Source organism: Photobacterium sp. HL06, from assembly GCF_059552575.1.
Genome location: NZ_JCANWL010000003.1, coordinates 193,072 through 206,986, shown reverse-complemented (window position 1 = coordinate 206,986; position 13,915 = coordinate 193,072). Strand labels below are relative to the sequence as shown.

The 13,915-nt window shown below is 42.1% G+C and carries 12 protein-coding genes and 1 pseudogene; 6 read left to right on the top strand and 7 right to left on the bottom strand.

Annotation, left to right across the window (positions count from 1 at the left end):
• Positions 1 to 76 precede the first annotated feature (76 nt).
• On the top strand, positions 77 to 1,717 hold the full coding sequence (locus AC51G0_RS30780) for a methyl-accepting chemotaxis protein (protein ID WP_496304304.1): 1,641 nt from the start codon (positions 77 to 79) through the stop codon (positions 1,715 to 1,717).
• Between the two features lie 99 nt (positions 1,718 to 1,816).
• Here the strand turns inward: AC51G0_RS30780 and AC51G0_RS30775 are convergent.
• Positions 1,817 to 1,912, bottom strand: a pseudogene (locus AC51G0_RS30775) (IS6 family transposase); the annotation flags it as partial.
• Between the two features lie 120 nt (positions 1,913 to 2,032).
• On the opposite strand from AC51G0_RS30775, the gene tnpA reads away from it, so the two are divergent.
• From tnpA to AC51G0_RS30755, 4 genes are all read left to right on the top strand, one after another.
• Entirely contained in the window at positions 2,033 to 2,410 is a 378-nt protein-coding gene (gene tnpA / locus AC51G0_RS30770; RefSeq protein WP_496304303.1) for an IS66 family insertion sequence element accessory protein TnpA, read from the top strand.
• On the top strand, positions 2,373 to 2,678 hold the full coding sequence (gene tnpB / locus AC51G0_RS30765) for an IS66 family insertion sequence element accessory protein TnpB (RefSeq protein ID WP_496304302.1): 306 nt from the start codon (positions 2,373 to 2,375) through the stop codon (positions 2,676 to 2,678). Before tnpA ends, tnpB begins: the two co-directional genes overlap by 38 nt.
• Positions 2,679 to 2,729: 51 nt before the next feature.
• A complete protein-coding gene (gene tnpC / locus AC51G0_RS30760; RefSeq protein ID WP_496304301.1) occupies positions 2,730 to 4,259 on the top strand; it encodes an IS66 family transposase in 1,530 nt (509 codons plus the stop codon).
• A 94-nt stretch (positions 4,260 to 4,353) separates the two neighbouring features.
• Complete coding sequence (locus AC51G0_RS30755) at positions 4,354 to 5,334, top strand: IS5 family transposase (protein WP_496304300.1); 981 nt, start codon at positions 4,354 to 4,356, stop codon at positions 5,332 to 5,334.
• Between the two features lie 162 nt (positions 5,335 to 5,496).
• On the opposite strand, the gene AC51G0_RS30750 is transcribed toward AC51G0_RS30755, so the two are convergent.
• Both AC51G0_RS30750 and AC51G0_RS30745 read right to left on the bottom strand, forming a co-directional pair.
• On the bottom strand, positions 5,497 to 6,105 hold the full coding sequence (locus AC51G0_RS30750) for a glutathione S-transferase (protein WP_496304299.1): 609 nt from the start codon (positions 6,103 to 6,105) through the stop codon (positions 5,497 to 5,499).
• A gap of 292 nt (positions 6,106 to 6,397) precedes the next feature.
• On the bottom strand, positions 6,398 to 6,772 hold the full coding sequence (locus AC51G0_RS30745) for a DsrE family protein (protein ID WP_496304298.1): 375 nt from the start codon (positions 6,770 to 6,772) through the stop codon (positions 6,398 to 6,400).
• Positions 6,773 to 7,127: 355 nt separating this feature from the next.
• On the opposite strand from AC51G0_RS30745, the gene AC51G0_RS30740 reads away from it, so the two are divergent.
• Positions 7,128 to 7,823: an IS6 family transposase gene (locus AC51G0_RS30740; protein WP_496304297.1), complete on the top strand. Its 696-nt coding sequence runs from the start codon at positions 7,128 to 7,130 to the stop codon at positions 7,821 to 7,823.
• 322 nt (positions 7,824 to 8,145) lie between these two features.
• On the opposite strand, the gene AC51G0_RS30735 is transcribed toward AC51G0_RS30740, so the two are convergent.
• The 4 genes from AC51G0_RS30735 to AC51G0_RS30720 all read right to left on the bottom strand — a co-directional run bounded on the left by AC51G0_RS30735 (position 8,146) and on the right by AC51G0_RS30720 (position 13,865).
• The gene (locus AC51G0_RS30735) at positions 8,146 to 10,020 is read right to left on the bottom strand and encodes a methyl-accepting chemotaxis protein (RefSeq protein ID WP_496304296.1); all 1,875 of its coding nucleotides are present in this window, start codon (positions 10,018 to 10,020) and stop codon (positions 8,146 to 8,148) included.
• Between the two features lie 316 nt (positions 10,021 to 10,336).
• Positions 10,337 to 11,950 (bottom strand): methyl-accepting chemotaxis protein, encoded by a 1,614-nt coding sequence (locus AC51G0_RS30730; RefSeq protein WP_496304295.1) that lies wholly within the window; start codon positions 11,948 to 11,950, stop codon positions 10,337 to 10,339.
• 437 nt (positions 11,951 to 12,387) lie between these two features.
• Positions 12,388 to 12,756 carry a nucleotidyltransferase domain-containing protein gene (locus AC51G0_RS30725; RefSeq protein WP_496304294.1) on the bottom strand — a complete coding sequence of 123 codons (369 nt, stop codon included), beginning with the start codon at positions 12,754 to 12,756 and terminating at the stop codon, positions 12,388 to 12,390.
• Between the two features lie 197 nt (positions 12,757 to 12,953).
• On the bottom strand, positions 12,954 to 13,865 hold the full coding sequence (locus AC51G0_RS30720; RefSeq protein ID WP_496304293.1) for a LysR family transcriptional regulator: 912 nt from the start codon (positions 13,863 to 13,865) through the stop codon (positions 12,954 to 12,956).
• Between the last annotated feature and the right edge of the window lie 50 nt (positions 13,866 to 13,915).

Here is a 13,915-nt window from a genome sequence, read left to right as displayed (position 1 = left end):
AGATATTATCATAATGCTCAGTAGGATTTTGAGCATTACGCTTTTTTAAGAAGGAATCATGTCAAGGATTAGTCAAATGACAATAAGAAACATCATTAATATTTCAATATTGTTGGTTTTTTCAACTATTTTAATATCTGCACTAATGTATAAAACAACAAACGACCGCTTACTAGACACAAAATTGAGCCTTTTCTCACTGCAGAGAGAAATTGTAACACCGTTATCTCGAATAGATGGCGCGTTGAAAAATGCACGGTTCCATGCTTACGCAGGATTTATGCATGACAAAAAACTGTTTGTTTCAAAATTTCATAATCATCCTTATCAATTGCACTTAGATGTTGTAAACAATGAGCTGTCATTAGCAGATGTAAACTGGAAAATCATTTCAAATTCAGAATACTATAACAGCTTACTTTATGGTAAAAAACTTAAGGGCTTGAAAAAAAATTACGACTCATATCTCACATTTGGATATGGACCAATGATTAAGGCACTGAATGAAAAAACGTGGGAAAAAATTGTAAGCTCGACAACTAACTCTATTCCTCAATACGCACTTTTTTCAGGAACGATTAAAAGTTTAATCATCGAAATAGAAGAAAAATTAAAGAAGGAGTATATTGGTTCTGTTGAGGAAAGTAAGAAACTTGAAATTATTACTTATATTTTATATATATCTTTTATGGCGGCTTTTGTTATCTTAGCATTTGTTTTAAAAAGACGAATAAATGGTCCGCTTGATAAGATGTTGTTGCTGGCTGATAAAATTTGCAAAGGTGACTTGACTGAAAATGAACGATTTGAACAAAACGATGAGTTTGGAAAATTATATCAGTCACTTGAAAGCATGAGAAAGACGTTAGTGCAATTGATTGGCGATATAGTTAAAGATTCATCGTTTTTGTTGGAATGTAGTAGTCAGTTAAAAGGCACAAGTGACAGCGTGTCTGGTAGTATTAATGAACAGATAAGTAGTCTTAGCAATGCGGCTTCTGCTTTAGAACAATTGGTTGTAAGTGTAAGTGAAATTGGTAACAATGCCAGAGAAGCAACGGATAAAGCCCATCAAGCGGAATCTAAGTCGACTGAGTGCAATAACTTAGTAAGAAAAACCGAAGATGGTATTAATAATATGGCTGATAATCTCGAGTCTACTAGTATACAAACGAATCAGCTATCAGCACATGTTGAACAAATTACAACCATTACTAGTGTAATACAAGATGTGGCTGAACAGACAAATTTGCTGGCTCTGAATGCAGCTATTGAGGCCGCGCGAGCAGGAGAACAAGGCCGCGGTTTTGCTGTCGTTGCCGATGAAGTCCGCGATTTGGCCGAGCGTACGACTCAGTCAGTCGAGAAAATATCGGGTATGATTTCTACAATTCAAGTAAATTCGTCAGTGACGGTTGAAAGTATGAATAACAACTGCGAGGTGGCAAGAGTAGTAGTTGAAAACACCAAAGGTACCAAGGAGTCAATTGAACAAATTAGTGAATACACTAGCGTAGTTCAAGACCTCATTGGTGACATTTCCAATGCTTTATCTGAACACAATAATGCCTCACAGGATGTATCAAAGAGTGTTGAGATGGTGTCTAGCTTATCACAAGCAAACGCTGACAAAATGTTTGAAATCAGTATTGCTTCTAACACGTTAACAGATGTGGCGAAGAGGTTGAAAGCTAACTCATCCGGCTTTGTACTTTAACTTGTACTAATTCAAACCTGATCTAACAGTTACCCACTTTTTATCGATGGCTGTTAGATTAAATCTGGGTTAGATTCTTTTCGGCCCAGATTGACTTCCCATTTTCAGTTTCGTCGAAAATAGAGCGGCGGCGTTACTACCACTCTTATCAATGACCACCTTCTCAGGTAAACCATGCTGCCCTATTGCCTTATTAAGGCTTTGTTGAAACGCTCAGATAATGCTCAATTATTCGTAAGCGCCCATTTCGCCCCGCATTCTTTTTAAAAGAAAAGATTGGTATTGATAAAGCTCCTTTATAAATGGAGCTAAATCATGACACGCGAAGACAAGTGGAACTTATGGAATCAACGTTTGCAACAGCAAGCCGAGAGCGACCAGACAGTCACAACCTGGTGTGAGGAAAATCAGATTGCTCAATCGCAGTTTTATTACTGGCAGAAGAAAATTACTAACCCGCCGCAAGATGCCGATAATGTCATCATTCCTATTTCGATGTCGTCACCTTCTGTTGCTGTTGTCATCGAGACGCCCAGTGGTTACCGGATCTCCGTCAATGACACTACAGTTATGGGTTACTGCCAGACATCATCAAGGCTTTACCATGATCCCGGCACCTGCTGGCAATGTCTATCTGGCAACGGGAGTGACCGATATGAGAAAGTCCATCAATACACTTGGTCTGTTGGTTGAAGAGGTTTTGGAGCTTAATCCAGTCAGCCCTCACTGGTTCGTGTTCTGCAACCGCAGCCGTGACAAACTCAAAATCTTGCAGTGGGATACCAACGGGTTTTGGCTTCATTACCGCCGCCTCGAGAAAGGTAAATTCAGCTGGCCCAGACACCCGCAAGATATCATAGCTATGGAAATTACCGCTCGTCAGCTACGGTGGTTGCTTGATGGCTTGAACTGGCAAAATGCAGTGGCACACCAACCCTTATCAAGCTTAAAAATATCATAAAAACAGCCAATTAAACTGGTCAAAGCGGCTGTTTTTACTATACTTTTTCATATGCAAAAGGAACTTGAAAAGCCCACGGGCATCACCCCAGAAATCCAAGCCTACATCGATAGTTTGGTTCAAAATGTCAGCCAAGAATACGAAACCCGCATTGCTGAAATGTGGGAGCAATTTCGGCTGACTCAAGCCAAGCGTTTCTTGCCACAAAGCGAGAAGTTCCCAGCTCAAGGCTGTTTGTTCAACGAAGCGGAATCGCTGGTAGATAACGAGCAACTTGACGATAAGCCGGAAATGGAAACCGTCACCTATACGCGTAAACGCGGTCGCAAGCCCATCAACCCAAATTTACCACGGGAGGTTATCGAGTACGATTTGCCAGAGGGTGAGAAAACCTGCCCGTGCTGCCAGGGAGAACTTCATCGCATCGGTGTCGAGACTTCTGAGCAACTCGACATCATCCCCAAGCAAGTGAAAGTCCTGCGTCACGAACGTAAAAAATATGCGTGCCGTCGCTGTGAAAATCACGGGGAAGGCAGCAAAATTATCACCGCGACCATGCCTCGACACCCCCTTCCCGGCAGTATTGCCACAGCGGGAACATTAGCAACCGTCGCGGTAAGCAAGTATGCCGATGGTCTGCCGCTGTACCGCATCGAAAAAGAGCTGGTACGCGTGGGTGTTGATATCCAACGTACAACATTAGCGAACTGGATGATAAAAGCAGCCGCATTACTCTCTCCGATTTATCAGGCTATGCACAAAACACTCCTGAAGGAGCGCGTGGTTCATGGTGATGAAACAACATTGCAGGTGCTCAAGGAGCCGAACCGAAAAGCGCAAGCAAAATCCTACCTGTGGGCATACTCCAGCCCAGAGCAGAGTCAAACACCGGTAGTGCTGTTCGAATACCAACCGGGCCGTGCACATACTTACCCCAAAGCATTCCTTGACGGCTATGATGGCACCATCATGACCGATGGCTATGCCGCGTGGCGCATGCTTGATAAGGTGACACAGCTTGGATGTTGGGCGCATGCCAGGCGTAAGTTCAACGATGCTCTCAACTTAAGCCCCAAGAAAGCGGGTCGTCCTAAACAAGCGCTGAGTTATATCCAAAAGCTTTATGCCATCGAAAAAAGGCTTAAAGACAAGCCTGCGCCAGAAAGGTACACGGTACGTCAAAAAGAAAGCATCCCCATACTCAACGCACTCAAAGCCTGGCTTGAAAAAGCCGTTTCACAACTGCTTCCTGAAAGCCCGATGGGAAAGGCGGTCAATTATACGCTCAAGCAATGGACCTACCTTGAAAAGTACGTCGCGGATGGCGATTACCCGATAGACAATAACCGTGTCGAGCGAGATATCCGTCCGGTTGAGACCGGTCGGAAAGCCTGGTTGTTCGCGGATACCCAAAGTGGGGCGAATGCCAGTGCGACCCTGTTCAGTATTATGCTGAGTTGCCGGGCAAATGGCGTTGAACCCTACGCCTATCTGCGTCACGTCCTGACAGAATTATCTCAACGTGGTGAAGGCTGTGATGTCGGTGATCTGCTGCCTTTTACCTTCAAGCACTCTCAATAGCTAGATGGGTAGGAATACCCGCTTACAATTATTCCATTAGCATTGAGTTCAGTTATCATGGCCAACCTATTTATACAGGTTGACCTGATAACAAATGCCTTACAAATACAACGACAAAAAGCGCCATCATTTTAAGAAGCATACCTACCGGCTGACCAACCATTCAGAATACAACCAGGCCCTCAAAAACCGGGGGCGCATTGATGTCTGGCTATCCGCTGAAATCCTCGAAAACTGGCAGGATGATGAGCGGATCTACAATGGGACCGGCTCTTCGGCAAAGTATCCTGACAGCACTCTCGAGGCCTGCCATTACCTGAGAATGGTGTTTAAGTTGCCCCTGCGACAAGCGCAGGGGGTCATCGAAAGTTTGCTAGAAATGTTAGGGATGAAGCACCTTCAATGCCCGGATTATAGCTTACTGTCAAAGCGGCTTAGCCAGCTGGGCTTTTCAACGCCACGATTCAAAAAAAGTGATAAACCTAATGCCGACGTTGTGGCTATCGCCATTGATTCCACGGGATTGAAACGGTTTGGAAAGGATGAATGGCACCAGGAGAAACATAAGTTTAATGCCAAACGGAGCTGGCGAAAAGCGCATTTTGCAGTCGATAACAGCCACTTGATCCAGAGCGCCGTATTAACCGACAAAAACACCATGGATGATCAGGTTGTCGAAAACATTTGCAACCAGATCACCGAGGGTGTCACGCATGTGACCGCCGATAAGATGTATGATACCAATGCGGTGTTTCAGACGGTTGAGGACCACTTCCCGAATGCCGATATCGTGATCCCGCCGAAAAACAATACCTTTGCCGACGAGGTCCATCATCCGAAGCGGATGAGCAACCTGGTTGCCTATTTTTCCCTCGGAGAGTTAGGTTGGCAGAAGCAACGCCAGTACGGTCGGCGGAATGTTTCAGAAACAGCCATGCAACGGTATAAAAAGATTATCGGCAACACATTACACAGTAGAAAGTTTACCAATCAGCGCCAGGAAATGTTAATTGGTTGTTCCATTCTGAATCGCTTCACCCAGCTCGGGATGCCCAACAGCTACCGGGTCGCCTAACCGTATCAAAAGACCACATAGTTTTAGTGCTGCAACAAAGCCCCTTTTAGGCCACAAAACTACTGAGAAATCGGGCTTTCATTAAACTTTGCAACGGAGCCGTTCTGACGGAGATCATAACTCAGCACTCCAGTTTGCGACACAACCCCTTAATTGATATCCTCAGCTTCCTATTGATTTTTTCATAGGAACAAATCCCTCAAGATTTTCTATTCGTTCCAACCACGCAATTATGTTGGGGTATGATTCAAGCTGTATACCACCTTCAGGTGCATGAGCAATGTATGTATAGTTGGCAATATCGGCAATTGTGGCATTCTCAGAAGCAAGCCACTGGCGACCACACAAATGCTTATTTATCGTGCTAAGTATGTCCTGTGAAATTGCCAGAGCCTTATCGTAATCATGTGGTGCATTAAACAATTTAACTAATCTTGCATAAGCTGGCCCTTCAACAATTTTTCCAGCTGCTAAAGTAAGGAATCGCTGCACCTCTGCCGCATTAACTGCATCCGTTGGCAACCATTTGTTACTTTTGTCATATTTAATCGCCAAATACACTAAGATGGCATTCGAATCCGAGATACTTATGTTGCCGTCATCTAGCACAGGTACTTGACCGAAAATGTTCTTACTTAAAAACTCTGGCGACTTATGTGCCCCGCCGGTAAGATTTTCCAAACTATAACTCAATCCTAGCAGTGACAGCATCAACTCCACTCGGTGAGAGTGTCCAGAAAGTGCAAATCGATAAAGCTTCAATGTATTCATTTTCTATAGCCTTCTAATTTATATTAATTTACTTTGACCTATTGAATAGTTAGCATTTGCACTAACCGCTCAGTAAAACCTCTGCTGAAATTGCTATCAATAGATCTAAGAGAACGTCAAGTTGCTGATCACTTCACCGTTGCGCTGCCCGATAGCGGCTTCATTCGCTAGCTGTTGGACTTTAAGTTCACCTTTGTGGAAGGGGGGATGAGCATTCATAGTCATGGTTCCTTCTTTCCCGACGAAAAAGGACTCACCGTTAGCTGTGAGGTGGATGGTGAGCCCTCAAAGATTAGAATGTTAAAATGGTATAACCTTCTGATGCCAGACGGTGGATGCTTGGTAGACCTCGCGTACCTGGAATTGCATTTTCGGTCAGGTAATCAAAACCTGATTTTTCGACGTCATCAGCTGCACCAAATACATCTGCGCAACCACAAGAAACGCCAGCAATTTTATCTTTAACTGCTTCAAACAAGCCATGGACTGGGTTTTCAGGATTGCTTAATTCCGCGATCCAACGAGTGCCTGTACCATTAAATAGAACCTGAACTTCTGCACCGCTTTCCTTATAGTCAAATGCTGTAGCCAGAGCGTTGAAAACTCGACCTAGAGCTTCCTCTTTACCGTGGTCAGGGTCGGACAAAACTAGAATTGCTGTTTTCATGATAGTTTCCTCTTTTGGGTTAGATACAGCTAAATCGTGATTGATTAAACGAGCTAGCGACTGGAGTTGAGTATGGTATTTTTGATAATTACAATAAATGGGGGGGAATGGATTAAACTATTTCATATATTGAATTAATAGATGATGCGGGAATGAGTGATGAATAAACTTGTTGCTATGGCTTTGCTGATCACACATTGCTGTTAGCCAATGGCCTTTTTGGGGTTCTGTCGCATCTTGATGCTCAACTAATAGCAATTCTTACTATTATCACCCCTTTTGACGAACGGATGACAAATTAACAGGCTTATCAGTGATGATAGGCCTGTTTCTTTATCTGACCTTGAGATCCCCGATGCCCCTGAATTTCGCCAACAAACAGTTTCCTTCCGCCACTATTCTAATGGCGGTCCGCTGGTATGTAGCCTACAAGCTCAGTTACCGGGATATCGAGGAGTTATTGGCAGAGCGCGGAGTTCAAGTTGACCACGCAACTATCCATCGTTGGGTGTTGGAGTATGCCCCTCAGCTGGAAGCCGTGTTCCGTAATGGCAAGAAGCGTGCTGTCTCTGGTTCGTGGCGAATGGATGAGATCTACATCAAAGTCAAAGGACGCTGGTTCTACCTCTATCGCGCTGTCGATAAGTTCGGTGACACCATCGATTTCATGTTAACTGAAAAACGGGATGAAGCCGCCGCCAGAAGCTTCTTTAATAAGGCAATAGGGCAGCATGGTTTACCTGAGAAGGTGGTCATTGATAAGAGTGGTAGTAACGCCGCCGCTCTAGATACCTTGAATTGGCAGATTTGGTTTACCGGCATAATCGGCGGATTTGTTGAGGTACTCCAAGTGAAGTATCTTAACAATATCGTGGAGCAAAGCCACCGAGCGGTAAAATGGAAGATGCGTACCGCGCTAGGATTCAAATCTATTGAGGGGGCTGAAGCGAGTATCGCCGGTGTTGAGTTATGGCAGATGCTTCGCAAAGGTCAGATGAAAAATGCTGGAGATATGCCGATTTGGGAGCAATTTTACTCCCTAGCGGCCTAACTGTATCTGGGGATAGGTGTTTCTACATTCTAATTTCAAGATGCGACAGAACCTTTTAGCGTCAGTCGTTGCCAACTACACATGAGAAAAATGTATGGATAAATCATGTGAACACTATGCGAATGAGCAATTAATCTAAATGGAAAAGGTCGGATAGGCGACACTTGTTACCAAGTGCCGCCCTCCTAAGAACCGTACATGCAACTTTCACTACATACGGCTCAAGCCTCCACTAAGGCGCACAAAGTGCACCCACCTACCATAAAGGCAGATTTTGCAATGCCTCAAGATACAAGCATCTTGAAGTGGTTTGATTGATAATTTATAAAGTAAAGCGTTTGGTTATTTCAGTAAGATCACTGGTAATTGTATTTAAATCCGATGCTGTCTGCACAGACAGCTCCGACTCTGAGGTAACTGAGATGGAAGAATGGTTAATCGCTGTAATATTATTATTTAACTCTTTAGTGACAAGATTCTGCTCTTCTGCTGCACTGGCAATTTGGATATTCATCTTATTCGTTTCTTCAATTGCACTATTTACTTGCTCAATAGATGAGCCTACCTGATTGGAAACTTCAACTGCGCGGCTGATTAACTGCGCGCTTTCTCCAATCGCATTCGTCAAATCATCACTTCGGTTCTGAATGGTTTTTATCATAATATTGATTTCTGCAGATGAAGCCTGTGTTTTTTGGGCTAATTGACGAACCTCATCGGCAACAACTGCAAAACCTCGACCATATTCTCCAGCTCGAGCCGCTTCAATGGCTGCATTTAAGGCAAGCAAATTGGTCTGTTCTGAAATATTCATAATAACATCTAAAATACTGCTGATTTGATTACTATCTTCTTTTAGCGCTGCAATCTTCTCTTTAATACCATCATTTTCCTGTTCTACAAGACGGATAGAGTGAATTGATTGTTCAACCAAAGCACTTGATTCTTGAGATATATCTGTTGCACCTTGAGTCACCGTCTGCGTTTCAGCTGCACTTTCAGAGATATCATTAACACTGGCCTGCATCTGCTCCATTGAGGCTGCAAGGGCTGAAATTTCTTGTTGTTGGCTGTTCATATTTTGAGCATTTTGTTGTGAGGCGCTATAAAGTACCGTTGATGATTTTTCAAGCTGGCCTGCTGAATGATCGATTTGGTGAATGGTCTGGCTCAAGTAATTCTGCATCCGACTAAATGAATACGCCAATACACCAATTTCATCCCCGTTGTAACGTTGCAAATCAATTTCAATATTTAACTTACCATCGGAGATATCCTTGGCATGCTCAGTAATTTGAAGCAAAGGTAAATTGAGTGTATGTCGTAAAAAATAAGCCGCAAATAACAACGTAACCACAACAATAGCTAAAGCTGCACCCACAGATATAAAGGCTGCATTATTAGCTTCCGCTAAAATATAGCGACTTGAAACATGTAATGTAACAGTTAGCTTAGCCCTAGACGCTTTTCTGGTATAACTATACACTCCCTCTTTTTCCTGCATCTGATCAGTGACTTCATTGCGGCTGATATCCGTTTTATCAAAAACATTAGATCCGATAAGCGATTGATCTGACGCACCCACAATAAAGCCATCATCACGATAAACAAACGCTGCAACTTCCTTATTAATCATTACTTCCTGTACTTTTTCAGAAAGATCATGCATTGGTTTATTAATATTTAACATACCAATTATCTGACCGTTGCGTTTTACAGGCTGAGACCAGGCGATAACCGAGTTACCATTAATTGATTTATAAGGGGTACTAATGCAGAAACGTCCAGTTTGCATAACACATTGATACCATTCGCGCTTAGTCAGATCGAGCTTTGCAGGCGGTATCAGCTTACCTTTAAAATCCACAATGCCTTTACCAATTAATCCAATATAAGCAGCAATTGCATTGGTAGACTTTTTCAGATGAGTAAAAAATATCCCCTGCTCCTCCATACTTGCTCGCGGTTGATAAACCTGAGCGGAGAAATCAAGTGATTGTTGAATAGAAGATGCGTAAGTATCAATAAGAGAGGCTAATTCGCGGCTATTTATTTCAACGACTTGAAGATGAGTAGATGTAGATATTCCCTTGATCTTGCTGTAGCCAATCGTCCCTGTGACCCCTGCAATGAGTATTGAGCTAACAAATAGCAGAAAATACAATTTAGCACGAAGTGAAAGTGATTTTTTGTTCATGTTTTTAAAATCCTTTTTGTATTTTAACAATTTTCCATGGGCTATCTGTTTTGAAATGGTTATTTAAAAACAGATTGTACACGTAACTTCATTAAACGCATGAATCACGGGTGACGACATGAGAGTCTAGTTTCTCATCACTTGGAAAAACCTGCGCTTAACACAACCGTATGTGCCCCATAAACCCATAGGATGTATACTGAGCAATGGATGGTAGAAATCGATTATTCTATAATTCATAAGAGGCCAATAAAACTGGCCTCTTATGTACTAATTTACAAATGCAAAGTTATTGATTGATAAAATTCAATAATTATTAAACCTTGAACAAATTTGCCATTTCTTTCAGTTCTGAGGATAGGTTGGCAATGTGGTGGCAGGACTGTTTCATTTCATTGGTGCTGGCTGATGTTTTCTCTGATGCTTGATGAATATTAATAACGTTTTTATTCAACTCTTCAGTGACAACACTATGCTCCTTGGATGCTGAGGCTATTTTTTGGTTCATGTCAGATATTATTCCAATTGTGTGAATAATATTGTCAAGCGCACTTCCAGCCTCACCAACCTGATTAACACATGTTATAGATTGACTGTGCCCAGCACCCATAGACTTAACGGACTCTCTTGTCCCTTCTTGCAAACGAACAAGCATTTTCTGAATTTTATCTGTAGAACTTTGTGTTCTTTGTGCCAGAGAGCGCACCTCATCGGCAACTACAGCAAAACCTCTACCTTGATCGCCTGCCCGTGCTGCCTCAATGGCGGCATTAAGTGCAAGAAGGTTAGTTTGATCAGCAATTCCGCAAATATCGTCAAGAATAACACTGATTTCATTTGTCTCACTTTCCAGTTGCTTTATAACTCCTGTGCTATCCCCAATCTTGTCTGCCAGAGAACCGATTTCCACAATAGTTCCAGAAACTACTTGCCCTGCATTTGAAGCTATATCATTGGCCTCCATTGCTGAATTGGCTGCATTGGTGATGTTACCAGTAACCCCTTGTACAGTAGTACTCATCTCATCCATCGCAGTAGCAATTTGCTCTGTTTCTTTTTGTTGCTGTTGCATCAGCTGATTTGTGTTTACTGACAAAGTTGAAAGCTGAGAAACCGCCACAGCAATCTCATTAGATGATTCTGAAAACAATGAAATTGCTTGTTGCGTGGCCGACATCAAGTCATTGAATGCTTTTGCAGTATCTGCAACTTCATCACTGCCATTGAGGTTCACACGTATACTTAGATCGCGATCCTTGTTAGAACGCACAATGGCATTTTTCAAACGGTTTATACGTAGAACTGAAAACGCATATATGCGAATACTTCCAACTATGATTAGCAGAATCAGCAACAATCCACCTACTGCTGTTATCCACATAGAATTAACTATCGCGCTTCCCAATCGTTCTGTCTTAAAGGCAGCCATCTGTTGGTAGCGATTATTAAGAACGTCAAAAGACTCTAATGCTGGCCCATCATCAATCTTTACAATCGCATCAATAGATTTGGTTGATTCACCACGTTCAACCATCGGGATAACGACGTGCAACATATCTTGATATTGGTTTGCTACAGCCATAATTTTATTGAGAGCTTCGTGCTCATTTTTATTTAGAAATGGTAATGCACGATATCCATCTATTCTTTGAGATATTGCTTGATATCGCTTTAATGTACGCTCTGCGTATTTTGGTGTAGCACGGAGAACGTAGTTTTTAAAGTTATGGATTAAACCTCCATAACCAAAATTTTCTTTGATCTCCATAAGTAGCTCTTGTCGTTTTGCAACATCATCATTGTACGAATGCCAATCATTATTAATATCACTTAACATCCTGTATGAGAAAACACCCGAAATTGACAACAAGATAACAGCCATTCCAGCCAAAATGACAAAACGGTTTTTTATAGTATTTAACTTAATCATTTCGTTTACATCTCGCTATATATGATTACCAACTACTATTATTTCGTACGACTCTGCTTAGATGTTAGTTGGTTCACTAGATACAATACTTTCATTAACATTTGTGGAAGCGCTTTCTTAATTTTACTGTATTTAAAACGCATCAAATAGAGTTATTGCTCAAACGAATACTCCATTTATGGAAACTATGATTTCACTAACGGCTTATTCGTCAAGGTAGGGTTAGCTCGGAGAGGTGGTCGTGTGAATTGACCACCTAATTACTATTTTGAGTCTAGCTGTTCATACATAGCACATAGAAACGTACCAAGATCATCATTGATTGCTAACCCAATTTTGATATTTGGCTTGTGCTTACCAAAGGACTTAGATAGGTCTTCACCCCAAATACAACAGCAACAATGCTTTAGCCAAAACTGCCAACGAAAGATCTCGGATTACACCACTACTTCTTCGACATATCCCGGATCAAAGTCAATTTTTATTATGTTTGGAAAAGTAGAGCTTATTATGTTAGCAAGTTCTTCAAGTTTGTGTTTCGTTGATTCAATTACTGGGTTATTGAAAATAATTGTAATGTCTAAATCCGAGCAGTTAGGAACCGCGAGCCCTCTACCAACACTACCGTAAAGATAAATACTGTGGATTTCTCCTGAAAATGCTTCCACAAGTTTATTTACTGTTTCTGTTACTAAAGGCTTGAAGTTATCTTGTATATTCATGGGAGAGCAAAGGTTTAGAATGAAGCCTTCACTATCCAATCCGGCAGCTTGTAAATCATTTGTATTTCTTACAGATAGACTCATGTTCTTCCTTGAGATATAACGCTGAGAACATGTGTCCCATACCACTACACCCAGCGCAAATACTAATATTAATACCGTAAAAACGGTAGCCAATTCATACCAAAACTTCAGAGTGTAAGGGGTCGGCATAGTGCGTTTTGTCAAACACAATGTATCTCTCCAATTCCAAGATTCACAGAACCGTCGAGGCTTTGAGGTTAGTTTCCGGTTAAGGACGTCTTGTTAAAATAGTGGCAAAACAGTTGATAGAAACGGTTAACATGTATTGGTTTATCTTTTTGGTACTGATGTAAAAAATAGAAATGCCATGCTCTTCCTTGAACCTCTGGTAACACCCTAACTAACTGCTCACGCAGTAATGCTTGCTGTGCCAGAAACTCTGGGTAAAGCACGATACCCATGTCACAGAGTGCCATTTCTAACGCTGTGGAAAGGGAGTTGGTTTTGGCGCAATGATCGACAGCGAAAAGTTGCTTGTTTTGTTGATTGTTATCAAAGAGCTGTAACTCACGATTTTGCCACGGAGTGGCAATAAAACAGTGAGCGGATAGCTGGTCAATGTCCTGTAATAGACCATTTCGTTTGATATAGCGTGGGGAAGCACAAAAGATTTCCGCCACTTTACCTATTGATAGTGCACGGTAATTACAATCTTTAAGGTCACCGCCAAAAATCGCCACGTCCAAACTGTGTTCGATTAAGTCTTGCCACCCTCCTGTAACCACAACTTCAGGTTGAATCTTAGGAAACTCTAAACACAACTGCCGAATGGCTGGAATAACGATGTCTTTTTCAAAAAACGGCGGTATGGATACCTTAAACACACCGCTGGGCTGCTCTTTGGCACTATCAAGCTCAGTTAACGTAAGACTGAGCTGCTCACTTAGTAATTCACTGCGCGATAGTAACGCCTCTCCGATAGTAGTCAACACCACGCCTCGCGTATTGCGTACAAGCAACTGATGCCCCGTCGCTTCCTCTAAGCGTTTTATCTGCTGACTGATGGCAGACTTACTCAACCCAAGTTTTTTCGCGGCTGCAGTAAAAGAGCGCTTTTGGGCAACCTCAACGAAAATTAGCAGTAGCGGTGCTAGCTTTACACTGTTCATATTATTAAACAATCTGTTTATTTACTGGTTATTGTTAAATGTTTATTAAG

What these genes read in the sequence shown, in the direction of transcription:
- tnpA (WP_496304303.1), top strand. Translation starts at nt 2,033, where the DNA reads ATGACACGCGAAGACAAGTGGAACTTATGGAATCAACGTTTGCAACAG.
- AC51G0_RS30735 (WP_496304296.1), bottom strand. Translation starts at nt 10,020, where the DNA reads ATGAACAAAAAATCACTTTCACTTCGTGCTAAATTGTATTTTCTGCTA.
- tnpB (WP_496304302.1), top strand. Translation starts at nt 2,373, where the DNA reads ATGAGAAAGTCCATCAATACACTTGGTCTGTTGGTTGAAGAGGTTTTG.
- tnpC (WP_496304301.1), top strand. Translation starts at nt 2,730, where the DNA reads ATGCAAAAGGAACTTGAAAAGCCCACGGGCATCACCCCAGAAATCCAA.
- AC51G0_RS30755 (WP_496304300.1), top strand. Translation starts at nt 4,354, where the DNA reads ATGCCTTACAAATACAACGACAAAAAGCGCCATCATTTTAAGAAGCAT.
- AC51G0_RS30725 (WP_496304294.1), bottom strand. Translation starts at nt 12,756, where the DNA reads ATGAGTCTATCTGTAAGAAATACAAATGATTTACAAGCTGCCGGATTG.
- AC51G0_RS30750 (WP_496304299.1), bottom strand. Translation starts at nt 6,105, where the DNA reads ATGAATACATTGAAGCTTTATCGATTTGCACTTTCTGGACACTCTCAC.
- AC51G0_RS30745 (WP_496304298.1), bottom strand. Translation starts at nt 6,772, where the DNA reads ATGAAAACAGCAATTCTAGTTTTGTCCGACCCTGACCACGGTAAAGAG.
- AC51G0_RS30730 (WP_496304295.1), bottom strand. Translation starts at nt 11,950, where the DNA reads ATGATTAAGTTAAATACTATAAAAAACCGTTTTGTCATTTTGGCTGGA.
- AC51G0_RS30780 (WP_496304304.1), top strand. Translation starts at nt 77, where the DNA reads ATGACAATAAGAAACATCATTAATATTTCAATATTGTTGGTTTTTTCA.
- AC51G0_RS30720 (WP_496304293.1), bottom strand. Translation starts at nt 13,865, where the DNA reads ATGAACAGTGTAAAGCTAGCACCGCTACTGCTAATTTTCGTTGAGGTT.
- AC51G0_RS30740 (WP_496304297.1), top strand. Translation starts at nt 7,128, where the DNA reads ATGCCCCTGAATTTCGCCAACAAACAGTTTCCTTCCGCCACTATTCTA.